At 60.5% G+C, this 25,263-nt stretch carries 19 protein-coding genes and 1 other RNA gene; 12 read left to right on the forward strand and 8 right to left on the reverse strand.

The window, feature by feature from the left end; genetic code table 11:
• Nucleotides 1–5: 5 nt before the first annotated feature.
• Nucleotides 6–1,331 (reverse strand): serine hydroxymethyltransferase, encoded by a 1,326-nt coding sequence (gene glyA / locus NW808_RS03060; protein WP_414393144.1) that lies wholly within the window; start codon nt 1,329–1,331, stop codon nt 6–8.
• Between the two features lie 207 nt (nt 1,332–1,538).
• Here glyA and psaM point away from each other — a divergent pair, with 207 nt between their 5' ends.
• The 3 genes from psaM (at nt 1,539) to purL (ending at nt 6,497) form a co-directional block, all read left to right on the forward strand.
• The gene (gene psaM, locus NW808_RS03065) at nt 1,539–1,631 is read left to right on the forward strand and encodes a photosystem I reaction center subunit XII (protein ID WP_414332959.1); all 93 of its coding nucleotides are present in this window, start codon (nt 1,539–1,541) and stop codon (nt 1,629–1,631) included.
• Between the two features lie 136 nt (nt 1,632–1,767).
• Nucleotides 1,768–4,191: an ATP-dependent DNA helicase RecG gene (recG, locus tag NW808_RS03070; protein ID WP_414420353.1), complete on the forward strand. Its 2,424-nt coding sequence runs from the start codon at nt 1,768–1,770 to the stop codon at nt 4,189–4,191.
• Between the two features lie 11 nt (nt 4,192–4,202).
• Complete coding sequence (purL, locus tag NW808_RS03075) at nt 4,203–6,497, forward strand: phosphoribosylformylglycinamidine synthase subunit PurL (RefSeq protein ID WP_414420242.1); 2,295 nt, start codon at nt 4,203–4,205, stop codon at nt 6,495–6,497.
• An 8-nt stretch (nt 6,498–6,505) separates the two neighbouring features.
• Here purL and trxB read toward each other — a convergent pair whose 3' ends face one another.
• Nucleotides 6,506–7,924, reverse strand: coding sequence for a thioredoxin-disulfide reductase (trxB, locus tag NW808_RS03080; protein WP_414420243.1), 1,419 nt, complete (start codon nt 7,922–7,924; stop codon nt 6,506–6,508).
• A 283-nt stretch (nt 7,925–8,207) separates the two neighbouring features.
• Between trxB and glnA the strand changes: the two genes are divergently transcribed.
• The 3 genes from glnA (at nt 8,208) to NW808_RS03095 (ending at nt 11,241) form a co-directional block, all read left to right on the forward strand.
• Nucleotides 8,208–9,632 (forward strand): type I glutamate--ammonia ligase, encoded by a 1,425-nt coding sequence (gene glnA, locus NW808_RS03085; RefSeq protein ID WP_414405511.1) that lies wholly within the window; start codon nt 8,208–8,210, stop codon nt 9,630–9,632.
• 270 nt (nt 9,633–9,902) lie between these two features.
• Entirely contained in the window at nt 9,903–10,442 is a 540-nt protein-coding gene (locus NW808_RS03090) for a hypothetical protein (protein WP_414420244.1), read from the forward strand.
• A gap of 73 nt (nt 10,443–10,515) precedes the next feature.
• Nucleotides 10,516–11,241 (forward strand): SDR family oxidoreductase, encoded by a 726-nt coding sequence (locus NW808_RS03095; RefSeq protein WP_414420245.1) that lies wholly within the window; start codon nt 10,516–10,518, stop codon nt 11,239–11,241.
• A gap of 227 nt (nt 11,242–11,468) precedes the next feature.
• Here NW808_RS03095 and recR read toward each other — a convergent pair whose 3' ends face one another.
• A complete protein-coding gene (recR, locus tag NW808_RS03100) occupies nt 11,469–12,068 on the reverse strand; it encodes a recombination mediator RecR (RefSeq protein WP_414393157.1) in 600 nt (199 codons plus the stop codon).
• 4 nt (nt 12,069–12,072) lie between these two features.
• Entirely contained in the window at nt 12,073–12,402 is a 330-nt protein-coding gene (locus tag NW808_RS03105; protein ID WP_414411018.1) for a YbaB/EbfC family nucleoid-associated protein, read from the reverse strand.
• Between the two features lie 158 nt (nt 12,403–12,560).
• On the opposite strand from NW808_RS03105, the gene pyrE reads away from it, so the two are divergent.
• Both pyrE and malQ read left to right on the forward strand, forming a co-directional pair.
• Nucleotides 12,561–13,175, forward strand: coding sequence for an orotate phosphoribosyltransferase (gene pyrE / locus NW808_RS03110; protein WP_414405508.1), 615 nt, complete (start codon nt 12,561–12,563; stop codon nt 13,173–13,175).
• A gap of 83 nt (nt 13,176–13,258) precedes the next feature.
• Entirely contained in the window at nt 13,259–14,887 is a 1,629-nt protein-coding gene (malQ, locus tag NW808_RS03115; protein WP_414420246.1) for a 4-alpha-glucanotransferase, read from the forward strand.
• On the opposite strand, the gene thrS is transcribed toward malQ, so the two are convergent.
• Complete coding sequence (gene thrS / locus NW808_RS03120; protein WP_414420247.1) at nt 14,865–16,676, reverse strand: threonine--tRNA ligase; 1,812 nt, start codon at nt 16,674–16,676, stop codon at nt 14,865–14,867. The two genes, malQ and thrS, sit on opposite strands and share 23 nt — an antisense overlap.
• A gap of 173 nt (nt 16,677–16,849) precedes the next feature.
• Here thrS and NW808_RS03125 point away from each other — a divergent pair, with 173 nt between their 5' ends.
• Both NW808_RS03125 and NW808_RS03130 read left to right on the forward strand, forming a co-directional pair.
• Nucleotides 16,850–18,562: an HD domain-containing protein gene (locus NW808_RS03125; protein ID WP_414420248.1), complete on the forward strand. Its 1,713-nt coding sequence runs from the start codon at nt 16,850–16,852 to the stop codon at nt 18,560–18,562.
• A 285-nt stretch (nt 18,563–18,847) separates the two neighbouring features.
• Nucleotides 18,848–20,116: a pentapeptide repeat-containing protein gene (locus NW808_RS03130; protein WP_414420249.1), complete on the forward strand. Its 1,269-nt coding sequence runs from the start codon at nt 18,848–18,850 to the stop codon at nt 20,114–20,116.
• Between the two features lie 132 nt (nt 20,117–20,248).
• Here the strand turns inward: NW808_RS03130 and NW808_RS03135 are convergent, their stop codons facing one another.
• Nucleotides 20,249–21,943, reverse strand: coding sequence for an S-layer homology domain-containing protein (locus NW808_RS03135; protein ID WP_414420250.1), 1,695 nt, complete (start codon nt 21,941–21,943; stop codon nt 20,249–20,251).
• 238 nt (nt 21,944–22,181) lie between these two features.
• Here NW808_RS03135 and NW808_RS03140 point away from each other — a divergent pair, with 238 nt between their 5' ends.
• Entirely contained in the window at nt 22,182–22,409 is a 228-nt protein-coding gene (locus NW808_RS03140) for an indolepyruvate ferredoxin oxidoreductase subunit alpha (protein ID WP_414393171.1), read from the forward strand.
• Between the two features lie 3 nt (nt 22,410–22,412).
• Here NW808_RS03140 and NW808_RS03145 read toward each other — a convergent pair whose 3' ends face one another.
• Nucleotides 22,413–22,937: a hypothetical protein gene (locus NW808_RS03145; RefSeq protein WP_414420251.1), complete on the reverse strand. Its 525-nt coding sequence runs from the start codon at nt 22,935–22,937 to the stop codon at nt 22,413–22,415.
• A gap of 186 nt (nt 22,938–23,123) precedes the next feature.
• Here NW808_RS03145 and ssrS point away from each other — a divergent pair.
• Nucleotides 23,124–23,309: non-coding RNA, 6S RNA (gene ssrS, locus NW808_RS03150), on the forward strand.
• A gap of 46 nt (nt 23,310–23,355) precedes the next feature.
• Here ssrS and NW808_RS03155 read toward each other — a convergent pair.
• Nucleotides 23,356–25,212: a protein kinase domain-containing protein gene (locus NW808_RS03155; protein WP_414420252.1), complete on the reverse strand. Its 1,857-nt coding sequence runs from the start codon at nt 25,210–25,212 to the stop codon at nt 23,356–23,358.
• Between the last annotated feature and the right edge of the window lie 51 nt (nt 25,213–25,263).

A 25,263-nucleotide genomic window follows, 5' to 3' on the forward strand; every position in this document is an offset into this window, starting at 1 on the left:
GGCGGTTATCCCAAGTGAGGGTAGAGCGGAAAACGGCGGCAGAGCTGAGCAACCCGCTGACGACAGTCTTCAAGAACGCCTGGATCCTCCGGTCGGAACAGGCAATCGGCAATGATCTCCCCGATTTCCTCGAATTCTGCCGGCCCTAGGCCGCGGGTGGTCAAGGCCGGGGATCCCAGACGCAGGCCGCTGGCCACAAGGGGCGGCTGCGGATCGAAGGGGATGGCGTTTTTGTTGGCGGTGATGTGGATCTCGTCCATCAGGCGATCCGCCCGCTTGCCCGTCATCACGGGATCTGCTGCCCCGTTTTTCTCCAGCACCGCCGAGACCGAGCGCAGGTCCAACAACATCAGGTGGTTGTCGGTGCCCCCCGAAACCAAGCGGATGCCACGCCGCTGTAGAGTCGCCGCCAGCGCCTGGGCATTGGCGATTACCTGGGCTGAGTACTGGACAAAGCTGGGCTGCAGCGCTTCCCCAAAGGCCACCGCCTTGCCGGCAATGACATGCTCTAGCGGCCCACCCTGGCTGCCGGGGAACACCGCCTTGTCCAGCTTTTTGCCCAGTTCCGGGTCGCGGGTGAGAATCAGGCCCCCGCGTGGCCCCCGCAGCGTCTTGTGGGTAGTGGTAGTTACCACATCGCAGATGGGCACGGGGTTAGGGTGGTGCCCAGTGGCCACCAGGCCGGCAATGTGGGCAATATCTGCCATCAGATAGGCCCCCACCTCGTCGGCAATAGCACGGAAAGCGGCAAAGTCAATGACCCGGGGATAGGCCGAATAGCCGCAGATGATGAGCTTGGGCCGGTGCTGCAGGGCCAGATCCCGCACCTGGTCAAAATCGATTCGCTCCGTCTTGGGATCCACCCCATAGTGCACCACGCGGAACCACTTGCCGGAGACATTGACTGGCGAGCCATGGGTAAGGTGGCCACCGTGGGCGAGATCCATGCCCATGATCGTGTCTCCCGGCTGCAGCAGGGCCAGGAAAACGGCAAAGTTGGCCTGGGCGCCGGAGTGAGGCTGCACATTGGCGTGGGCTGCTCCAAACAGTTGCTTGGCGCGGTCGATGGCCAGTTGTTCGATCTCGTCGATAAACTCGCAGCCACCGTAGTAGCGCTTGCCGGGCAGCCCCTCGGCGTACTTGTTGGTGAGCACCGATCCCTGGGCCGCCAGGACAGCCGGCGAGGTGAAGTTCTCGCTGGCAATCATCTCCAGGTGATCCCGCTGCCGGTTCAGCTCCTGCTGAATCAGGCGGTAAACGATGGGATCCGTTTCCGCCAAGATGGCCAGGTTGTCCCGGGGAGTGGTCAAGCTTTGGGGAGCGGCTACCATGGTGACACCAAAAGCAAACGTTGCCGACAAAAAAAGCCCAGCAGCGCCCTGCCGTCGCGACAGCCCTACGGAGCAACATCGTAACACAGGGGGGCTAGGCCAGGGGATCCCCAGGGGCCAGAGGAGGCTTTGTAAAGAATGTTTTTCGGCCCTGGGTCTGGCCGCCGGCCAAGGTAAAGTGGGGGGCAGGGTTTTAGGGAGTTGGCTATGACCGACGCACAGGTTTTCACCATCCTGGCCATTGCCCTAGTGCCGGCAGTGATGGCCGTGCTCCTGGGATCCGCCCTGGCTCGCAGCTAGTTTCTAGCAAAAGGCTGCTCTGCAGGACCTACCCCTGGGTAGGCCCTTTTTAGTGGTCAAATGGGTGAGTGTTGCTATTGGCTAAAGTTGGATAAGAGATACTACCAGCAGCCAGCCCGGAAGCAGCTTGACCCAGGTGGATCTCCAGCGAGTTCAGCGCGCCCTTTCCCTAGAAGCAGAGGTGGGGTTTACCGACCTGCGAGGGCGAGAGCAGACCTTCTCCCAATTTCTGCAGAGCGTGTTTGCACAGGATCCCCCCCCTGTCTGGAAGCTGGATGGGGAAGAGCGACGGCGCTGGCGGGAGCTGGGATCCCGCTATCGCCTCTACCCCCAGCTAGAGCTGTCGGAGCGGCAGCACCTGGTGGCAGAAACCCGTCGCTGGCTGGAGCGTCTCCGGCGCCAGCAAGAACAAGCCCACTTTGCCCCACCTAGCCCTGCTTTGCCCCCGCCCAAGGGCCTTAGCTTGGAGCAGCCGCTGCAATTTCTCAAAGGCATTGGCCCCAAGTCAGCGGAGAAGCTGGCGCAACTGGGCCTGCATACTGTGCGCGATGCCCTCTACTACTTCCCACGGGATCACCTGGACTATTCTCGCCGGGTGCCCATTCGCCAGGCCAAGGTGGGGGAGACGGTCACCCTGGTGGGGACGGTGAAAAGCTGCAGCTGCTTCACCAGCCCCAAGAACCCCTTGCTGACCATCTTGAACCTCAAGATTGCCGACAAAAGCGGCATAGTCACCCTCAGCCGCTTCTACAGCGGGCGGCAATTTGCCCAGCGCAGTTGGCAGGCAGCCCTAGAGCGGCAATACCCCAAGGGAGCAGTGGTGGCGGCCAGTGGCTTGGTGAAGAAAGGCCGCTTTGGCCTGACGCTGGATAACCCGCAACTGGAGGTGCTAGGGGGAGAGGGCGAGGATCCGGACAAGCTGGGCAAGATCCTGCCCGTTTACCCGCTCTCAGAAGGGATCCCCGCCGATCTGGTGCGCAAGGCCGTCCAGCTTGCCCTGCCAGCAGCCGCCTTGGTGGAGGATCCCTTGCCAGAGAACCTAAAGCGGCAGTTGCAGCTTTTGGACTTGCCCCTTGCCCTGCAGCAGATTCACTTTCCTGAAACGCGAGAGCTGCTGGCCCAAGCCCGGCGGCGGCTGGTGTTCGACGAGTTTTTCTATCTGCAACTTAGCCTCTTGCAGCGGCGGCAGCGCTACCGCGCCCAAGCTCAAGCTGTACCTCGCTACCAGCCGGCCAGAGGGGAGCTCTTGGATCGCTTCTACCAGATCCTGCCCTTCCAGCTTACTGCGGGCCAGCAGCGGGCCATCGATGAGATCCTGGCGGATCTGCGGGATCCCTTGCCCATGAACCGCCTGCTGCAGGGGGACGTGGGATCCGGCAAAACCGTGGTGGCGGTGGCGGCCTTGCTGGCAGCCATTCAATCCGGCTGGCAGACGGCCCTCATGGCCCCCACCGAAGTCCTGGCCGAGCAGCACTACCGCAAACTGGTGGAGTGGCTCAGCCAACTGCAAGTGCCCGTTGAACTCTTGACTGGCTCCACACCCCCCGCCAAGCGGCGCGAGATCCTGCGGCAGTTGCAAACCGGGGAGCTGCCCCTGGTAGTCGGCACCCATGCCCTCATCCAGCCGGCGGTGCAGTTTCGCAACCTGGGCTTAGTAGTCATCGACGAGCAGCACCGTTTTGGGGTAGAGCAGCGGGCTGCCCTGCAACAAAAAGGGGATCACCCCGATGTCCTGACCATGACAGCCACGCCCATCCCCCGCACCCTCACCCTGGCCCTGCACGGGGATCTGGACGTAACCCAGATTGACGAGTTGCCCCCGGGGCGCAAGCCGGTGCATACGGTGGTAGCTCGACCGGGGGATCGCCTGCAGGTGGTGCGGCTTATCGAGCGGGAAATTGCCCAGGGGCGGCAGGCCTACGTGGTGCTGCCTTTGATTGAGGAGTCGGAGAAGCTGGATCTCAAGTCGGCCATCGAAGAGCACCAGCGCCTGCAGGAGAAAGTCTTCCCCCAGTTCCGGGTGGGCCTGCTGCACGGGCGCCTGAGCAGCAGCGAGAAAGAGGCGGTTATCGAGGCCTTTCGCCGGCGGGAGCTGGATATTCTTGTTTCCACCACGGTGGTGGAGGTGGGCGTGGATGTGCCCAACGCCTCGGTGATGCTGGTAGAGCACGCCGAGCGCTTTGGCCTCTCCCAGCTCCACCAACTGCGGGGACGGGTAGGACGGGGCTCCGACCAGGCCTATTGCATCCTCATGACCTCCTCCGAAAGCGAAGAGGCCCTGCGCCGCCTCAAAGTCCTGGAGCAGTCCCACGACGGCTTTTTCATTGCCGAGATGGACCTGCGCTTCCGGGGCCCAGGGGAGGTGATGGGCACCCGCCAGTCGGGGCTGCCCGACTTTGCCCTGGCCAGCCTCATGGACGACCAAGAGGTGCTGCAGTTGGCCCGCCAGGCGGCAGAGCAGCTGATTGCCCAAGACCCTGAGCTGCAGCAGTGGCCCCGCCTGCGCCGCATACTGGAAGAGCGCCAGGCCCGCCTTCTAGGGCCAGCTTTGTTGACTTAGCCTTGGTGCCTATGCCCCCTACCCCTGAAGAGCTGAAGCTCCACGGCCTCTCTTCCCAGGAGTATCAACAGATCCAACAGCAACTGGGCCGGGATCCCAACCCCACCGAGCTGGCCATGTTTGGGGTGATGTGGTCGGAGCACTGCTGCTATAAGAACTCTCGCCCTCTGCTGAAAAACTTTCCCACTGCGGGCGAGCGGGTGGTGGTGGGGCCGGGGGAAAATGCCGGCGTGGTGGATTTGGGGGATGGGGACTGGCTGGCCTTTAAAATCGAGTCCCACAACCACCCTTCAGCCGTGGAGCCCTTCCAGGGGGCGGCCACCGGCGTGGGGGGCATCCTACGCGATATCTTTACCCTGGGCGCCCGCCCCATTGCCCTGCTCAACTCCCTGCGCTTTGGGCCGCTGACGGATCCCCGCAACCGCCGCTTGATGGCCAGAGTGGTGGAGGGGATCGCCCACTACGGCAACTGCGTGGGGGTGCCCACGGTGGGGGGCGAAGTGGCCGTGGATCCCTGCTACAGCGGCAACCCTCTGGTCAACGTCATGGCTTTGGGGCTTTTGGAGGCACCAGCAGTGGTGAAGTCGGCAGCGCGGGGGGTGGGCAACCCTGTCTTGTATGTCGGCGCCACCACCGGGCGGGATGGGATCCGCGGGGCCAGCTTTGCCAGCGCCGAGCTGAAAGAAGATGCGCACCAAGACCGGCCAGCCGTGCAGGTGGGGGATCCCTTCCTCGGCAAATGTCTCATCGAGGCCTGCCTAGAGGCCTTTGCCACAGGAGCAGTGGTGGCTGCGCAGGACATGGGCGCTGCCGGGATCACCTGCTCCACCGCGGAGATGGCGGCCAAGGGAGGGGTGGGGATCCGCTTTGACCTCGACCGGGTGCCGGCCCGGGAAAGCGGCATGGAAGCTTGGGAATACCTCCTTTCGGAGTCCCAAGAGCGGATGCTGCTGGTGGTGCAGAAAGGCCGGGAAGCAGAGGTCATGGAGATCTTCCACCGCTGGGGCCTGCAGGCCAGCGTGGTTGGGGAAGTCATTGCCGAGCCGCTGGTGGAGATCTGGCACCAGGGATCCTGCGTGGTGCGAGTGCCGGCGCGGGCCTTGGCGGAGGATACCCCTGTTTACGTCCGTCCCGTGTTGCCAGAGCCGCCAGAGTATGTGCAGGCAGCCTGGCAATGGGATCCCAGTACCCTTCCCCTCTGCGACCGGCAAGGGATCCACCTACCCCAGAAAACGCTGGCGTGGGAGCAGGTGCTGCTACAGCTTTTGGCAAGCCCCACCCTGGCCAGCAAAGCCTGGATCTATCGCCAGTACGACCACCAGGTGCAAAACAACACCGTCCTTTGGCCGGGACAGGGAGATGCGGCAGTCATCCGCATCCGCCCCCAGAAATTTGGCGTAGGCGAGGTGCCACCCCTGCAGGCTTCCCGCAAGGCGATTGCCGCCACCGTAGACGGCAATGGTCGCTGGGTGTACCTGGATCCCTATGAGGGGGCCAAAGCTGCGGTGGCCGAAGCCGCCCGCAACCTTTCCTGCGTGGGGGCAGATCCCTTGGCGGTAACCGACAACCTTAACTTCGGCAACCCGGAAAATCCGGTGGTGTACTGGCAGTTGACCCTGGCCTGTCGGGGGATTGGGGATGCCTGCCGCGCCCTGGGCACGCCGGTAACCGGGGGGAACGTCTCCCTCTACAACGAGAAGGGATCCCAGGCCATCTACCCCACTCCTGTCATCGGCATGGTGGGTCTCATTCCGGACTTGAAATTCATCTGTGGCCAGGGGTGGCAGCAAGAAGGGGATCTCATCTACCTCTTGGGATCCCAGGCCGTTACCAGCCTGGGGGGAAGTGAGTACTTGGCGGTCATTTACCAGAAAGTTACAGGCCGGCCCGCGCCCGTGGATCTGGAACTGGAAAGGCAGGTGCAAGCGGCCTGCCGCCACGGCATTCGGCAGGGGTGGGTGCGCTCTGCCCACGACTGCAGTGAGGGGGGACTAGCCGTGGCGCTGGCGGAAGCCTGCCTCAGCGGCGGACGAGGGGCCAAGATCTGGATCCCCTCTCCGTCTACCCGTTGGGATCTAGCTCTCTTTGGCGAGGGATCCAGCCGCATCCTCGTTTCCGTCGATCCAGCCCAGCGCTCCCCTTGGGAAGCCTACCTAGAGTCGCAGCTTCCCCGCCAGTGGCAGCTTCTAGGAGAGGTGGGCGGGCCCGCGGATCCCTTGGTGGTGACTACTGCAGAAGGGGATCCCGTGTTGTCGGTCTCTTTGGCAGCTCTACAGGCCGCCTACTCCAGTGCCTTTGCCGACTAGCTGGTAGACTAGGCTGATTCGGACAAGTTGGCCTGGATCACCTCGCGGTAGTGGGACTTGGGCTTGACGCCCACCACCTGGGCCACCAGCTCCTTGTTTTTGAAAAACTGCACCGTTGGCGTACAGGTTACCCCGCCGGCCTCGGCAATCTCCGGCTCCTTCTCGATATCGATCTCCACCACGTGCAGCTTGTCGGCAAACTCTTCAATGACCTTGTTCAGGATTGGCTTGAGGGCATGGCAAGGGGTACAGGTGGGAGCCGTGTACTTGACCATCAGCAGGCGATTGCTCTCATGGTAAAGCCGCCGCAGGGCATAGCCCCCTTCATGGCAAGTTTGGTTGAAGTCGAGGTCCTCTTGCACCTCCTGCTCAAAACCGGCCTCCTCGACAGCGGAGCCTCCCGTAGGCTCTACCTCGATAGCAGAAGCAAGTTCCGGCTGGCTCGGCGGGACAACGGGATATTCCTGAGCTAGACCTCGCTCCGAGAGCCAGCGCTCCGCCAGCATGGCTGCCATACAGCCGGTGCCGGCAGCGGTGATGGCCTGACGAAACTCGTGATCCTGCACGTCCCCAGCGGCAAATACCCCCTCCACACTGGTGGCTACAGAACCAGGGCGGGTGACAATGTAGCCAGCTTCATCCAGCTCCAGCTGCCCCTTGAACAAGTCCGTGTTGGGTTTGTGGCCAATGGCGTAGAATACCCCCCCTACCGCCATCTCCTGCAGCTCGCCGGTCTGGTTGTTGCGCACCCTCACGCCCGTCAGGCGCTGGCCGTCGCCCAGAACCTCTACCGCCTCCGTGTGCCAGTGCACCGTAATCTTGGGGTGGTTGAGCACCCGGTCTTGCATGGCCTTGCTGGCCCGCATCTTGCCACTGCGCACCAGCATATGGACATGGGATCCAAACTTAGTTAGGTAGGTGGCCTCCTCACAGGCGGTATCGCCACCGCCAATCACCACCAGTTCCGCTCCCCTAAACATGGGCATGGCCCCATCGCAGACAGCACAGGCCGACATGCCCCGGTTCCAGTAGATCTCCTCTCCAGGCAGGTGCAGGCGCTTGGCCGTAGCCCCGGTGGCAATAATGAGGCTGTGGGTGCGCACTTCCCGTTCGTCAGAGCGGACTACAAAAGGCCGCTGGCTGAGATCCACAAAGGTGACATCCTCGGCGTACAGCTCCGCCCCCCACCGCTGGGCCTGAGCCCGCATGTTCTTCATCAGTTGGGGACCGCTGATGCCCTCGGGAAAGCCCGGAAAGTTCTCCACCTCGGTGGTGGTCATCAGTTGCCCACCCGGGATCCCGCCCACTTGAAACCCCTCGAACACCACCGGCTTCAGGTTGGCGCGCCCAGCGTAAATGGCTGCAGTCAACCCAGCAGGGCCCGAGCCAATAATGACCACATTCTCAACCCGACCTTGGTTTGTCATTGCTCTATCTCTCCTTCTGCAACGGAACTGCTAAGTCAAACTCGTAATGACTACGCTTTAGCCTAACACGATTCCGCAGCCTCAAGGAGGCCAGGGCTTGTCAGTTTCATTTTCGTTCTCCCGCGGATTGCCGGTGAGCTGCTCTTTGACGAAGGGAAGGCTGGAACCAGGTCATCTTTGTATCAGAAGATACAAAAAGCTGGTGTCGGCCTTTCTAGGATGGGTGAGCGCTTTCGGCCTGTCTTAGTTTCAACCGCAACCCAAGTCAAGTTAGGAGAAAGGCATGGCATCCACCCCACAAGAAGTGCTCCAAATGATCCACGACAACAATATCCAGATGGTGGATCTCAAGTTTGTGGATCTCTTTGGCACCTGGCAGCATGTCTCCTTCCACTCTTCAATGTTGACGGAGCAAGTTTTTAGCGAAGGGCTGCCCTTTGATGGCTCCAGCATCCGGGGCTGGAAATCCATCAACGAGTCGGACATGTACATGGTGCCAGACCCCAAAACGGCCTGGATCGACCCCTTTTTCCAAGTGCCTACCCTCAGCCTCATCTGCAACATCATTGAACCCCGCACCGGCCAGCCCTACAGCCGTTGTCCTCGGAGCCTAGCCATGCGGGCTGTGGCTTACCTGCAATCGACAGGCATTGCCGATACGGCTTACTTTGGGCCCGAGGCGGAGTTTTTCATCTTTGAAGATGTACGGTTTGACCAAACTCAGAACGCCGGCTACTACTTCGTCGATTCCATTGAGGGCCGCTGGAACTCAGGCCGGGAGGAAAAAGGGGGCAACCTGGGCTACAAGCCGCGCTACAAAGAAGGCTATTTCCCTGTGCCGCCCACCGATGCCCACCAAGACCTCCGCACCGAGATGCTGCTAACCATGGCCAAGTTGGGGGTGCCCATCGAAAAGCACCACCACGAGGTGGCCACTGGCGGGCAAGGAGAGCTAGGCTACCGCTTTGCCGACCTGCTCACCTCTGCCGACTACATGATGATTTACAAGTACGTGATCCGGAACGTGGCCCGCAAGCACGGCAAGACGGTGACGTTCATGCCCAAGCCCCTCTTCAACGACAACGGCAGCGGCATGCACACGCACCAGTCTCTCTGGAAAGACGGCCAGCCCCTCTTCTACCAAGAAGGCAACTACGCGGATCTCAGCGAGATAGCTCTCTACTACATCGGCGGCCTCCTCAAGCATGCACCAGCCCTTCTGGCTTTCACCAACCCCACCACCAACTCCTACAAGCGCCTGGTGCCTGGGTTTGAGGCGCCGGTAAACTTGGCCTACTCGCAGGGCAACCGCTCCGCAGCCATTCGGATTCCGGTAACGGGCAAAAACCCCAAGGCCAAGCGGCTGGAGTTTCGCTGCCCAGATGCCACCTGCAACCCTTACCTTGCCTTCTCGGCTATGCTGATGGCTGGCTTGGACGGGATCAAGAACAAGATCCACCCTGGCGAGCCTCTCGACAAAGACATCTACGATCTGGAGCCGGAGGAGCTAGCCAAGATCCCCTCCACGCCCGGATCCCTGCTGGATGCTTTGGAAAGCCTGCAGAAGGATCACGACTTCTTGTTGGAGGGGGGCGTCTTCACTGAGGATCTCATCGAGACCTACATCGAGTACAAGATCGACAACGAGATCAACCCCATTAACCTGCGGCCTCACCCCTACGAGTTTGCCCTCTATTTCGACGCCTAATCGAGGTTTTCATCTAAAGCATTAGTTCTCGACCAAGGCTTTTGAACGGGATCCCTTCTTGCTGGAGGGATCCCTTTTTTGTGCCTGCTATGGTACTCTGGGTGGGGGTGCTGAGTTTACAAACTCAGGGGGGGTTTGGATGGGATGGTTACAGGTCTTATTATTTTTGTCCTTTTTCTCGTCCTTTTTTTCTTAGGCCCTCTGGCGCTTATCGCCTATCTAGAGAAGAGGCGTCGGGAAGCCTTGGAGCGGGTAGCCAGGAGTTTGGGAATGTCGTTTTCGGCGGAGCTACCCGAAGGGATCCGATCCCGCTTGCTTCAGGCTGGCTTTTTCCAACGAAGCGGCGCTCGTTTCTACAACTCGATGTTCAAACGACTGAACGATGGAACCGAAATCGCCATCTTTGACTACAGCTGGAAGGATTCCAGAAGAAGAAGAAATTATTACTTGTCTGTTTTCTGGGCCTATTGCGAAGACCTACGGCTACCTCGTTTTCGGCTGCGCCCAGAAGTTCCCTTGTTCGACGACGTTGCTGAAGCTTTTGGCATGCAGGATATCAATTTCGAGAACCATCCCGACTTTTCTCGCCGCTACCTTTTGCGCGGAGAAGATGAGGCTAAGATTCGCCTGCGCTTCCATCCCAGTTTCCTCAACTTCTTGGAGCAGCATCCTCCTTGTTATGCGAAGGGATTCGGGCCGCAGCTTGTCATTTGGCGGGATTACCCACCACTGGAGACTCCAGAAAAAATGGCAGACTGGCTGCGCTTTGGGGAAGAATGGGTGCAGCGACTGCGGTTGCGTCGCGTTTAGGCTCCCTCGTCTTCGGCACTCAAGCAAGGCTGATCCCCAGGTATGATGGGGGAAAGAGTTTAAGAAACGTGAAGTGTCTCCGTTGTCCCAGGCAGTTGTTCTCGTGACAGGGGCCACAGGGGGAATTGGCAGTGCCCTTGTGCCTCTCTTGGCCCAGGCCGGAGCCCATCTAGTGCTGGCGGCGCGGCGAGAAGGGCCCCTGGCCACCTTGGCCGAGAAAGCAGTAGCTCTTGGGGCTGCTTCTGGAGTAGGGATCCCCACGGATGTAACCGACTACGCCCAGGTCGAGGCGCTGGTGACCCAAACGCTGCAGAGGCACGGGCGGATCGATGTGCTGATCAACCTGGCCGGCGCCGGCATCCTCAAACCTGCCCCGCAAATTACCCCCGCTGACCTGGAGCGGATGCTGGCGGTCAACCTCAAGGGCAGCTTCTACACCAGCCAACTGGTGGCCAACGCCATGCGGGAGCAGAAGTCCGGCCATATTCTCAACTTCCCCGGCATTCTGGGTCGCCACCCCATGGCCATGGCCTCGGCTTATTGTGCTGCCAAATTTGGCGTGGTCGGCTTTACCAAGTGCATGGCCGATGAGCTAAAGCGCTTTGGGGTGCGCTTTACCCTGTTTTACTTTGGCGGCATCGACTCGCCCTTTTGGGATCCCATCAGCCTCAAGGTGCAAAGGGACAAAATGCTCAGCCCCGCCACGGCTGCCGAGGCCATTCGCTTTGTCCTCACCCTGCCGGCCAATGCCGTGCCCAATGAGGTAGTGCTGCAGCCAGAGAGCCATCAGTTCCTCTAAGGCTTGCCGAGAGCACCTCCAGGCTAGAGGTGGGATCCCTGCTGGCTAACTTGGCAAGGCCCCTCTTGGCTGGGGGGCTAGAGAGCTACTTGCGGCTATTTGGGCAGAGTGTTTAGCGCCACCACCCGCCTCCCGGAACGCCTTGCCAGCTCTGATCCTATCTAGGAGAGTTTGGATCCTGGGCTTCACCGACTAGCTCCCCAGCCAGTCCTTCCGGCAGCCTGCTGCTACAGCTCCTGCCGCGCTTCCAAGGCTCGGGCCAGGGTAACCTCGTCGGCATACTCCAACTCCGATCCCATGGGCAGGCCAAAAGCTAGACGAGTCATGCGCAGGTTGGGGGCAACCGGCTTCAGGTAATCTTTAACCACATGCATGGTGACCTCCCCCTCCACACTGGGGCTGAGGGCAAAAATGAGCTCCTGGGGCTTCTCCCGCGCCACCCGTGCCACCAGTTCGCGAATGCGCAACTGCTCAGCCCCGATCCCATTCATGGGCGAGATCAAGCCCCCCAATACGTGGTAGAGACCCTTAAACTCGCGCGTTCGCTCTACGGCGATGAGATCCCTGACATCGGCCACCACGCACCAGAGCAGGCGGTCCCGCTGGGGGGAGCGGCAGATCTCGCAGGGATCCTCTGCCGACCAGTTAAAGCAGATGGAGCAGTGCTTAACGGTTTGCTTGGCTTCCAGTAGGGCTTGGGCCAGGGCCTCGACCTCGTGGGCGGGCCTGTTGAGCAAGTGCAAGGCGAGCCGCTGAGCGGTTTTGGAGCCAATGCCGGGCAGGCGCTGCAGCTCCTCGATTAGGCGAGCCAAAGGGCGAGTGTACACAGGATTAGCCCAGCCCTGGCAGGCTGATACCCGCCGTCAGTTCCTCCATGCGCTTGCGCATCGTCTCAGCCGACTGGGTGTAGGCATTTACCATTGCCGTCAGCAGCAAGTCCTCCACCACATCCACTGGCTCCTGGAGGACTTGGGGATCTATGGACACCTTAAGGGGCTCCTGGTTGCCGTTGACCGTCACCTTCACCAAGCCATTGCCGGCCTCGCCAACAATTTCCATTTCTTCTAGCTCTTTTTGCAGCTTTTGGGCGCCGTCGCGCACCTCTTGAGCTTTTTTGAGGGCTTCCTGAATCTTGCCAAAGGGTCCAAAGCCTCGCGTCATGGGATCCTCGTAGTTGAGAGACTCTGCTGTTCTACTCTACTCCTTTCCTTCCGTTGGTAAAAGTACCTGCCCTTCCAGATTGGATCGGGCTTCTTTGTTGGGCTGCCATCTTCGGCTATCGTTGCAACGAGTGCAGTGGAAAAACTTGGATCCCTGCTGTGTTGTTACTGGAGTGTTCCCCCTTAAACCTTTCCCCGGCTGAGGCGCGGGAGAAATTGCTCTATTTGCTGGCACAGCTGGCCTACCGCGAGGGATCCTTTACCCTCACGTCCGGGCGGCAGAGCTCCTACTACATCAACTGCAAGCCGGTCACCCTCCACCCCCAGGGGGCCTACCTGGCTGGATCCTTGCTCCATCGGCTATTGCCTCCTGAAACAGCGGCGGTTGCTGGGATGACGCTGGGGGCAGATCCCCTGGTGACGGCAGTGAGCTTGGCTTCTCTTTATGCCCAGCCGGCTAACCTAGCAGCCCTGATTGTCCGCAAAGAGCCCAAGGCTCATGGCACCCAGGCCTGGATCGAGGGGCCAGAACTGCCAGCCGAGAGTCGAGTGTGGATCTTGGAGGATGTCGTCACTACGGGTGGCTCTGCCCTCAAGGTTGTAGAGCGGGTACGCGCGGCAGGCTATCGGGCAGAAGGAATCCTCGCCTTAGTCGACCGGCAGGAAGGGGCAGAAGCTCGCTTTTGCCAGATGGGGATTCCCTTTCGCCGCCTGTTTACTCTCGAAGAGGTGCGGGCTTGCCACCGGGCTGTCGGTCAAGGCTTGAGGAGCTAGCTTGGGCGTGCGGGGACTTTCCATCAAGCTGCAAAAGTGACAGCATAGGCGGTGGAATACCTTTTGGGCAAAAAGGCACAGCCATGCGCAGGGGCAGACTCAGTGGGATCCTCTTGCACCCCACTTCGCTGCCGGGATCCTTTGGCATTGGCGACCTGGGGCCGGCTGCTTATCGGTTTGTGGATTTTCTGGTAGAAAGCGGCCAGCGCCTCTGGCAGGTGCTGCCTCTGGGGCCCACCGGCTGGGGCAACTCCCCTTACATGAGCTTTTCTGCCATTGCCGGCAACCCGCTGCTGATTAGCCCGGAGCTACTGGTCGAAGCTGGCTGGCTGGAGGCCAACGCCTGGGAGGATCTGCCCCAGTGGCCGGCCATCCAGGCGGGGGATGCTGAGCGGGTGGACTACGGGATTGTCATCCCCTTCAAGCTGGGTCTTTTGCAGCGGGCCTGGGCCACCTTCAAGGAAAAGGCTAGCGCTGCTGACTGGGAAGCCTTTCACGCCTACTGTGCCGAGGAGGCGGATTGGCTACCGGACTACGCTCTCTTCATGGCTCTCAAAGAGGTGTATGGCGAGCAAGAGTGGACTCAGTGGCCTCCAGCCCTAGCCCAGCGGGATCCCCTTGCTCTCCAGGAGGCCCGCGACCGCTACGCCGACGCAGTCACCCGCCAGATGTTTTGGCAGTATCTGTTTGCCCAGCAGTGGAGATCCCTAAGGGAGTATGCCCACCAGCATCAAGTGCAGCTCATTGGCGATGTACCCATCTATGTTGCCGCCGACAGTGCTGACGTGTGGGCCAACCGGGAGCTGTTTCAGCTCGATGAAGAGGGGCGGCCCCTATGGGTAGCCGGCGTCCCCCCCGATTACTTCAGCCCCACTGGGCAGCGCTGGGGCAACCCCCTCTACAACTGGGAGGTGCTTAAGGCTCGCGGCTACGACTGGTGGATCCGGCGCATCCAGGCCATCCTCAAGCAGGTGGACTATGTGCGCATTGACCACTTCCGCGGCTTCGAGAGCTACTGGGCTATTCCCAGCAAGGCAGAAACGGCGGTGGAAGGGGAGTGGCAAAAGGGACCGGGAGCGGATTTCTTTCAGGCGTTGGCCGACAAGCTGGGGGAAATTCCAATCATTGCCGAAGATCTAGGAGGAGAGATTACGCCAGAGGTGGTGCAACTGCGGGATCAATTCAGCCTGCCCGGCATGAAGGTCCTGCTGTTTGCCTTTGGCGCCGGCCCCGACAACCCCCACCTGCCCCACAGCTACGAGCGCAACTTCGTCGTCTACACGGGTACCCACGACAACAACACCATAGTGGGTTGGTTTGAGGATCCGGATCGCCCGGAGTGGGAGAAGCAGAACCTGCTGCGCTACCTGGGCTGCCAGGGATCCGCTGGCATCCACTGGGATCTCATCCGCCTGGCCCTTGCTTCCGTGGCCGATTTGGCCATTATTCCCCTCCAGGACGTAATGGGCTTGGGGGCAGAGGCGCGCATGAACTTCCCCGGCAGAGCCGAAAACAACTGGGCCTGGCGCTACCGCGAGGAGATGCTGCGCCCAGAGCTGGCCCAGCGGCTGGCCGAGATGAGCGTGACCTATGGACGCATCTCTCCTCACGACCTAGAGCAACGGCGGGCGGCCCTGGCCCAGGAACGGGCGGCTGCAGCAGCCCCAAGAAGCCATTCCCAGGCAGGTTCTACTCAAGCGCTTGCGCCTTAGCCAGGAACTCAGCCACTGTCAGGGATCCCAGGTCTTTTCCGTGGCGCTGCCGCACGCTTACCGTGCCGGTTGCCTGTTCTTGTTCTCCCACAATAAGCATGAAGGGGATCTTGGCCTTCTCGGCATTGCGGATCTTTTTGGGCAGGCGCTCGCTGTCGGCATCGATGTGGACGCGGATCCCGTGCTCCCGCAGCTGATCCCGCACCTGGATGGCATAGCCCAGGTATTGGTCGGAAACGGGCAAAATGCGCACCTGTTCCGGCGCAAGCCAAAAGGGAAAATCCCCCGCATACTCTTCAATGAGGATCCCGATGAGCCGCTCCAGCGAGCCAAAGGGAGCGCGGTGGATCATTACCGGCCGCTGCCGGGATCCGTCTTCAGCTATGTAGTACAAATCAAAGCGCTGCGGGTTTTGGTAGTCTACTTGCACCGTGCCCAACTGCCACTCCCGATCCAGCGCGTCGCGGAAGATAAAGTCCAGCTTCGGCCCGTAGAAAGCTGCCTCCCCGATCCCTTCAAAATAGGGCATCGACAACTTCTCCACAGCACGGCGAATGGCATTTTCAGCCATGTCCCATTCTTCCGGCGATCCCAGATACTTGTCAGACTTGGGATCGCGAAAGCTAAGGCGGGCACGGAAATTCTTGAGTTTGAGCTTGTCGAAGACTACCAGAATCAGATCCACAACCTTGAGGAACTCCTCCTCCAACTGATCGGGCCGGACAAAGAGATGGGCGTCGTCCACCGTAAAGCCGCGAACGCGGGTCAGGCCCCCCAGTTCTCCCGATTGTTCGTAGCGGTAGACAGTGCCGAATTCGGCATAGCGCAGCGGCAAGTCGCGGTAGGATCGCAGCTCCGATTTGTAGATCTGGATGTGAAAAGGACAGTTCATCGGCTTCATGACAAAGCCTTGCTCTGCCGCCCGCGCTTCCTCGCTTTCTGCCATCAGGGGAAACATGTCTTCCCGATACTTTTGCCAGTGGCCGGAGATCTTGAACAAATCCACGCGGGCAATGTGGGGGGTGACCACTGGCAAGTAGCCCCGCTTGAGCTGCTCTTGCTTGAGAAAATCCTCCAGCACCCAGCGCAGAAGGGTTCCCTTGGGAGTCCAAAGGGGCAAGCCCGGTCCCACCTCGTCGGAAAAGATAAATAGCCCCAGCTCCCTGCCCAGCTTGCGGTGATCCCGCTGCTTGGCCTCTTCCAGCCGCCGCTTGTATTCCTTTAGCTCCTCCGGCGTCTCCCAGGCCGTGCCGTAGATGCGCTGTAGCTGAGGTTTGGTTGCATCTCCCCGCCAGTAGGCGCCAGCCACGCTGAGCAGGTCAAAAGCCTTGGGGTTGAGCTCGTTGGTGTTTTCCACATGGGGGCCAGCACAGAGATCCCACCACTCGTCCCCCAGGTGGTAGATGGTGATTGGCTCGCCTTCGGGGATGCTCTCAAGGATCTCCAATTTGTAAGGTTCGCCAAGAGCCTCGATGCGGCGTCTAGCTTCTTCTCGAGTCACCTCCTCGCGGATCACCGGCAAGCCTTTTTTGATAATGGCCTGCATCTCCTTTTTGATGCGCTCCAGATCTTCTGGCGTGAAGGGCTCGGGGTGGTCGAAATCGTAGTAGAAGCCGTAGTCGGTTGTCGGGCCGATGGCTACCTTCGCCTTGGGAAACAGCCTCTGCACCGCCATAGCCATCACATGGGAGGTGGTATGGCGAATGCGCTCCAGCTTGGGAGACTCCTGAGTACGCAGCAGCTTGAGAGGACTACTGGCCTGTTGAGGCGATTCGGCTGGTCGAGACATCGGAACCCGCGGTAACAACTTCGTACTTAATCTTAGGCTGAGGCAAGGGCAGCCCCAAGGAGGACAACCAACAGCTGGCTGGCTGAGATGCCCTTAAAGCCAGCGGTTGACCAAGAAAAAGGGGCAAAAGCGCACAGTATTCTAGAAGGTGTTGCCACCCCTACCTTCGCTTCATGAGCCTCTCGCCTGCCAACCTCGCTACACGCTCTGCGGCCTCTGAACTGAAGCCGCTCTCCATTGCAGACGCGGGAGTTGCCCCCGTCATCGCCGCCATTGATGTGGGCAGCAACTCTCTGCATATGGTGGTGGTGCGCATCAACCCCCACATCCCCAGCTTCACCATCATCTCCCGCGAAAAAGCCACCGTCCGCCTGGGGGAGTTTTGCAGCCAGACAGGTGCCCTTACGCCTGTTGCCATGGAACGGGCGCGGACGGCTCTGGAGCGGTTTTGCCGCATTGCCGAAAGCTTTCAGGTGCAGGATATTGTTGCGGTGGCCACCAGTGCCGTGCGCGAAGCCCCCAATGGGCCGGAGTTTTTGAAGCGGATTGAGCGAGAGCTGGGCCTGCGGGTGGAGCTCATCTCAGGGCAGGAGGAAGCCCGCCGCATCTACCTGGGCGTGCTCTCGGCCATGGAGTTCCACAACCGGCTGCACGCGGTGGTGGATATCGGTGGCGGCTCCACTGAGCTGATTTTGGGCAACGGCCAAGAGCCGGAGTTTCTGCGCAGCATCAAGGTGGGAGCGGTGCGCCTGACCCAAGCTTTCCTGCACCACGACCCGCCTACGGCTGGTGAGCTGCAGGCGCTGCGGCAGCATATTCGCGGCATGTTGGAAGCTCCCATCGAGCAGATGCGGCGCATTGTCGAGTCGTCTCCCCAGGCGGGATCCCTGGCCTTGGTGGGCACCTCCGGCACCGTGGAGTGCCTGGCCCAGTTGGATGCCCGCCGCCGCCTGGGCGATCCCCCCACTCGCCTGCACGGGTACAGGTTTAGCCTGGAAGCCCTGCGCGGCTACATCAAGGAGCTGCGCTCCCTCACCGTGGCCGAGCGGCAAAAGCTACCTGGCCTAGGGGAAAGGCGGGGAGAGATTATCCTAGCTGGGGCGGTCATTTTGGAGGAAGTGATGACCCTGCTGGGGGTGGAGCAGATCCAGTTTTGCGAGCGGGCCTTGCGGGAAGGGCTGATCGTGGATTGGATGATCAGCCAAGGGTTAATTGAAGATCGGCTGCGCTACCACAGCTCGGTGCGGCGGCGTAGCGTCCTCAAGTTGGCAGAGAAATACCAAGTCGAGATCCCCTATGCCGAGCGGGTGGCAGAATTTGCCCTCAGCCTTTTCGATCAAACCCGTGGCATCTTGCACGGCTGGGGATCCCGGGAGCGAGCTCTCCTCTGGGCGGCGGCCATGCTGCACAACTGCGGCCACTTCATCAGCCATGCCGCCCACCATAAACACTCCTACTACCTCATCCGCCACGGGGAACTCTTGGGCTTCAACGAGGAAGAGGTGGAGGTGATTGCCAACCTAGCCCGCTACCACCGTAAGTCGCCCCCCAAGAAGAAGCACGAGAACTTCCAGCGCCTCACCAACGAGCGGGATCGCCAAGTGGTACTGGAACTTAGCCCCTTGCTGCGCATAGCCTGTGCTCTTGATCGCCGCCGCCTGCAGGCCATCCAAGCGGTGCACTGCCGTTTCCAGCTTTTGGGAGAGGGCCCCCGCCGCATGGAGCTAATTTTGGATCCCAAGCATCCCAACGACGACTGCGCCCTAGAGCTGTGGAGCTTGAACGAGAAGAAAAAGGTCTTCGAGCAACAGTTCAAGCTGCAGGTAATTCCCAAACTGTCCACCCAGATCCAGCCCAGCGCCGATCCCTTTGAGGTAGCCGTCTAGCCAGGGAGTACATTCTGCACAAGTAGACTCAAGACTTGGCTCTACTCAGACTGTTGGAATTGGCGACAGTTGGAGGGTCTGCTGATTACGGCAAAAATTTGTGGGTGTGGATTTCACTTCCATGGCGGCTGGGTGGGATCTATCTGGGCTCGGCTCCACTAAGTGCTCGTCTCTATCGGCCCAGAGTGCTTGAAAGAATCCCTGCTTTTGAGGGGGCTGACTTACTCTCACGAGGCAGCATGGGGCTGTTGAGGCCAAGCTAACGTCTAGCCAGGAGGCAGTACGGTGGCGGAAAACTTCAATACTGTTTCGGGCGGACAAGGGCCTGGCGGATTGGATCGAGCCTTGGGTAACCTGGTGGCTATTCGACAAGCCCTGGCCAGTCCGGATCCCCAGGTCCGCATCGAGGCCCTTAAAGAGGCTCTCCACCATGGAGAAGAAGGGGCGCAGCTTCTCATCAAAGCCCTGCACGAAGATGGGGATTGGGAAGTGAAGTTTGCTGCTTGGGAAACGCTTCTGAACTCGGGGGATCCCTGGCTTGTACAGGTGGCAAAGGCGTACCAGATCCCCCTGCGACAGGTTGGAGATATTCGAGCGAAGTATGGCGCTAGCGAGCGAGACTTCCGGTGGGCTAATTTGAGGGGGGCCGACCTGAGCAGAGCCAACCTGAGCGGTGCCGACCTGAGGGGGGCCAACCTGAGCAAGGCCAACCTGAGCAGAGCTAAACTAACCTGGGCCAACCTGAGTGGAGCCAACCTGAGTGAGGCCGACTTGAGGGGAGCCAACCTGAGGTGGGCCAAGCTGAGGGGGTCGGCTATTTCTGAAACAACCCGGCTAGATCCCAAGTGGCGGCTGGTTTGGGAAATCGTCAACGGTCAGGCCAGCCTAAAGAATCTATACAGAGCCAACCTGAGCGGTGCCGACCTGAGCGGGGTCAACCTGAGGGAGGCTGATCTGGGTGGGGCTAACCTAAGGGAGGCCAACCTGAGCGGGGCTGACCTGAGCAACGCCAAGCTGAGGGGGTCGGTTATTTCTGAAACGACTCAGCTAGACCCCAAGTGGCGGTTAGTCTGGGAAATCGTCAACAGTCAGGCCGGCCTGAAGAACCTAAGCGGAGCTGACCTGAGCGGGGCCAACTTGAGCGGGAGCAACCTGAGCAGAGCTAGCCTGGGTGAAGCCAACCTATGTGGAACCGACCTGCGCGACGCTAACCTAATTGGGGCCAACCTAAGCAGGGCCGATCTGCGCGATGCCGACCTGCGCGGAGCCCATCTGCAAGAAGTTAACCTGGCTGGGGCCGACCTGAGAGGCGCCAACCTAAGAGGTGCCAACCTCACTGGGGCCAACCTGAGCAGAGCTCAGCTCATTGGGGCTGATTTGGACGAGGCTAATTTGAGCCAAGCCAACCTAAGTGGGGCCGACCTGAGCTGGGCCAAGCTGCTGGGCACTCAGCTTAGGGAAGCCAACCTAGCAGGTGCCAGGCTCAATCTTGGATGGGGATGGCTCAAAGATTTGACGGGCACGATTCTTCCCGATAGGACATACCATCCTTGACTTTGTAGCCCCAAGGTCTATGGGGTGTTGGTTGAAAAAGCGGCAAAGGCGTACTAGATCTCCCTGCGTCAGGAATCATGCTGTTTTTAGTTGGCCCCTCCCACACGGGCCAGCCCTAGAGAGATCGCATGGTCAAGGAGCAATGGTAATAGGCGAGGGGCTGGTTTGGATGGCCCTTTGCCCGCCCCGCTCCAAGATTACCTCGATGATGCCGTTGTTAACTGGCTGCATGTTGGAGGGCAGTTGCTGCTGAGTTTCATAGAGACCCGGTGCCACCTCCCGCATCTCTACCTCGGGAGTTACCCCGACAATACGAAAAGCGGCCCGCCCTCCGGGATCCCCTTGCATTGTTACTCTGAGGATCTCGCCCCTGCGCAGGTTGGTGCTGTTGGTGGTAACGCTGAAAATCCGAGGCGGCTCGGCGACCACAGGCCCAGAAGCCGGCTGAATGGTGGGGCGGGTTCCTTTGGATCCATCGATTGAGAAAGGAAAGATCTCCCGGTACTCCTGGCTGAGGCCGTCTTTGGTAAGCACAACCCGCAAGGTGGGATTGGTGGCCTGGTGGGTGGGAGCCACCACGTAGGTGCCCTCATAGTGGTGAGGCTGCACCTCCCGCATTGGCTGGTTTAGGGCCAGGTTGCCCAGGTCAAATTGGGCCACTCCCCCTGAGTCCCCCCAGATGGCGATGGTGAGGATATCCCCTTCCACTAGGTCGCGCTGGGGATGCAGGCGAATGGCCGTGATGCGAGGGCCGTGGCTGGCGGCCGGGGGGGTAGGAGGGGCAGGGGCCGGCTGGGGCAGAGGGGTCGAAGGAGGAAACAGCGGCTCGACTCTCGGGGGAGCAACCTTGCCCAAGGCTAACTGAGGGAGCCGCCGCTGAACACGGGTCTCCAGCCCGTTGAGGCTAAGTTGAATGCGGATGTCAGGGCTGAGGGCGCTGTCCTGGGGGCCAAGGGTGTAAACGGCGCGGTAGTAGCCGGGCTGCACCTCCTCCATGGGCAAGCCCCGCACCAGGTCGCCGATATCCACGCTGGCCTTGCCGTTTGGGGTGCCCTGGGCCTCGACCGTCAGGGTTTGCCCTGGCAGCACCACTCCCGCTTCAGGAATGACTCGTGTTTGCAAGATTTCAGGCTGAACGCTTTTGGCCACTGGCGCCGGGGAAGGACGCAGTTGGGCTACTGGAGGCGGCAGAGGCGGCAGCTTTCCGCGATGTACCAGCGCCTGGTGCAGCAGCACTGCTCCTTCACCACGGCTGAGGATCCGGTTGGGCCGCAGCTTGGCGGGATCCGGCACATTCACCAATAGGCCCGCTTCCCCTGCCATAGCCACAAGAGCTCGCCCCACCTCTGGCACCTCAGCAGCGTCGGTGTACAGAGCCATCCAGCGCTCGATGTCAGCCTGGCTGGGAGCAGGCAATCGCAAGGCCCGCACCAGGATGGCTAGAGCTTCTAGGCGGGTGAGATCCCCTTGGGGGCGGAACTCGTTGCCTTCGTAAAGACGCATGGCCCCTGCCTGTAGCACCGCCTGCGCCGTCCAATAGTCAGGGGTATTGGGCTCAAGGTCGCGAATCTCTTGCACCTGCTTGGGGTTGGGCACGTAGCCGAAAAATTCGGTTAACCACCGGGCCAATTCCAGGCGGGTGAGAGGGGCTGACAGTGGCTCCCGGGTCAGCACCAGGTCTGTTTGGCGCTCCAGCGCTGCCACGTAGGCTTCAGTCCAGGCCAGCGAGGCTTGCTGTTGCACACCTTGGGACCAGGTGGGTAGGCTAGCACTCGACCAGGTGAGCACCCAACCTAGGCCTAGCGCCAGGGGCCACGAGCACCGCATGGCTGCCGCTCCCGTTTAATTTGGATTCCCTCAGGGAAAGCTTAGCCCAAACTTCCACCCTCTCTCCCCGCCTTCGCTAGCAGTTGCGGGTGCGCTCTTTGGCGGTGGCTCCCCAAGAATTTACGCTCGTTTTCGCCTAGAATGACAAAGCCATCCGCCATGCAGGGGCAGAGGGCGGACGGACTTGAGGCTAGCTGCCTTGGCCAACAGGACTAAGAAGCGTCCGCGGGAGGGATCCATGCCGCACACCATTGTTACTGACGTTTGCGAAGGCGTTGCCGACTGCGTGGAGGCTTGCCCGGTTGCCTGTATTCACCCTGGGAACGGCAAAAATGCCAAAGGCACCGACTACTTCTGGATCGACTTTGCTGCTTGCATTGACTGTGGCATCTGTCTCCAGGTTTGCCCCGTAGAGGGCGCCATCCTCCCTGAGGAAAGACCGGAGCTGCAACGAGTACCTAGCTAACCTCTAGCCCAGAGAGGCCAAGGCCAAGAGGCCACTGGTCAACCAGTTCAGGGAGAGGATCCCTCCCAGAAAGGCCATCGGGATCAGGCCTACCAGACGCCACCACTCTAGATCCAGGGCCACCGCCGCCGCCCGCACTTGCCAAACCCCGAACCACACCAGGGCCACCAAGCCCAACAGGGATCCGGCAACCCCGCCCAAAGCTTGGGCAGGCCCCAGCAGAAGCCAGGGCAGGCCGGCAAAACCCGTCAGGCAAAGCAGGGCCGCAAAGGAGGGGGCAGCCCGCCCAAAACAAAAGGCCAGGCCCTGCAACAAAGCTGCCAAGCTCACCCAGCCCAGGAATCCCGCCAGGACTGCCAGTACTAGGCTCGGCAGGTTGAACCCGAAGCGGCGAATGGCCTCGAGGATGTTGAGCAGCGCTACCACCCCAAACGCCTGCCAGAGGACAGGCTGTTGCCGCAGCAAGCGAAAGGTACGTTCTGGCAGGAACCAGGCGCCGTAGATGTTGTCCAACAGAGAACCCAGCATGGCTAGAAGGACGTTTCAATAGGGACATTCCAAAACGGATGCACGCAGAGATTCTCCCCTTTGCGGGAGCTACCTAACCCGCATGCTCCTACCGTACCCCAAAAAGCCACAGAGCAGGGGATCCGAAGAGGGACTTCTTGCTAGGCCCTTGACAGATCCCGCAGGGGAATGGGGTAAGATGGCCAGAGGATACTGAGGCGTTGGTGACTGCCGTTATGTTTTTGCGATCGATACCCTTTGGCAATTAGGACGGGTGTGGATGTGAGAGTAGTAAGCCAAACTTGGTTTGGAAACTATCAATATCATCCCCGATGTCCTATCGTGGATTTTCCAGGTCGAAAACAACGGTAAAACGGCGCAAACAGTATCCCTAAGGAGGCCCTCAAGAGAGGGCTTTCTTGCTGTTTTGGAGTCTTTACTACCTGCGGCACCAATACAAAAGCACAAGAGCGCTAAGGGGACGGGTAGAGGCCAAAAGACCTGCAAGGAGCAGCAACCAGGGGCTCCCAGCAGAGCTAGCCAACAGCAAGCCCATGAGCAAAGCCGCTCCTCCCCCTTCTGCCCCTGCTGCTAAGAGCCAGGCCCAGGCAACTTTCCCCTGTCGAGCGAGTAGGATCCCTTGCAGCCCACCGACGCCAAGACCCACCAGCAAGCCGCGTAGGGGGCTAGCCATCGCTGGGAGGATCCTCTGGATCCAGGGATCGTTCGGATCCAAGACAGGGATCACCCCCTCCACCTGAGGAGCTAGGAGATCTGTTGCCAGCCAACCCACAGCTGTAGCCAGCAGCGTAGCCGCCACCCACCGCCAAGAGACCTGCCGCCGCAGCACTGCCCACTGCAGTAGCCCCGTCATCAGGCCAAGACCAGCCCCAACCACCGCCCCTTGGAGGGATCCGAAAGGAACCAGCAGCGGAGCCAAAGCCGCTAACCCTAGGTAGCCGCCGCCAGCTGCTGCCCCATTGGCCAAAAGCCAAGCCCAGGCCAACCTTCTGCCCCGCCGAGGTGTAGCTGTAGGAAACAGGGTAGGTCTGTGGTCAGAACCCACCTGCTGCTCGACCTCGCGTAGCCCCTGTTCTGCAAAGGGATTGCCCGGTTCCAGCCGCAGCACCCCTTGGTAGTCCATCTGGGCAAGACCCCAATGGCCTTGCCGTTGGTGAGCCAGGCCGCGGTAGAGATAGTAGCGGGCGTCGTTGGGAGTTTTCTGGATCAGCTCGCTGAGGAGGCGGACGGCCTTCTTGTACTCGCCTGCCTCGATCCAATGCACGGCTTGCTGCAGCTTTTTCTCATCTGCCTCCGAGCTGGAGGGAGCCTGTGGAGTCCCTTGCCCGCCAAAGCCCGCGGGGATATGCCGCGGAGAATAGACAGCCTGGAGCTCTTGAGCCAGCTCTTCCATAGTGGCGGGGCGAAGGGCAGGGTCTTTCTCCAAACAACGCAGCACCACCTTTTCCAGCGCCTCGGGGATAGGGTGAGGCAGGGGATGGTCTCGCAGGGGACGGGGCTGCTGAAAGTTATGGACGTGGTACCAGCCCTGCAAGGTATCGGTGTCGGGCTCGAAGGGAAGCTTGCCAGTGAGTAACTCGTACAGCACCACCCCCAGGGAGTAGATGTCGGAGCGGGCATCTAGTTTTTCTCCTCGCATTTGCTCCGGGGAGGCGTAGACCATCGTGCCCAGAAAATAGCCCGTCTGCGTCAAGCGGCGAGAGGCTTCTCCCATGAGCTTGGAAATGCCGAAGTCGAGGATTTTGACCCGCTCCTTGCCGTCAGGACCCTTTTGCACGAAGATATTGCTCGGCTTGATGTCGCGGTGGATAACGCCGCGAATGGAGTGTTTGCCTAGATCCATGTGGAAGTTGTGGGCATGGTGCAAGGCTGAGCAAATTTGCAAGGCCAAGTTCACCACCCGCTCAGGAGGCAGAGGGCCCTCTTGCGCCAGCACGGAGTCCAAACCTTGGCCCGTGTAGGGCTTGGCGTTTAGGTACTCCATCACCAGGTAGGGCTGGTTTTGGTACAGGCCGTAGGAGCGTACCTGCACAATGTTGGGGTGCTCCCCCAGCAAAGCACTTACCCTTGCCTCGTCCAGGAAACGCTGCTGCAGTTGCTGGTAGTACTCCGGCCCCATGTCCGGCGGCGGCGGGCGCAGCAACTTGACAGCTACCACCTCGTTGCCAAGCTGGGTATCCACTGCCTCGAACACCTGGCCATACCCCCCCTCACTGATGGGTCGGATCAGCCGGTAGCGGTTGCCAATCAGTTGTCCAATCAGTTGCGGGTTCATGGAGGAGGAAGGCCGGCTGTGGCAGACCTGTCAGCGATTCTAGTCGGCTTG

Source organism: Synechococcus sp. W70.1, from assembly GCF_047461515.1.
GTDB lineage: Bacteria > Cyanobacteriota > Cyanobacteriia > Thermostichales > Thermostichaceae > Thermostichus.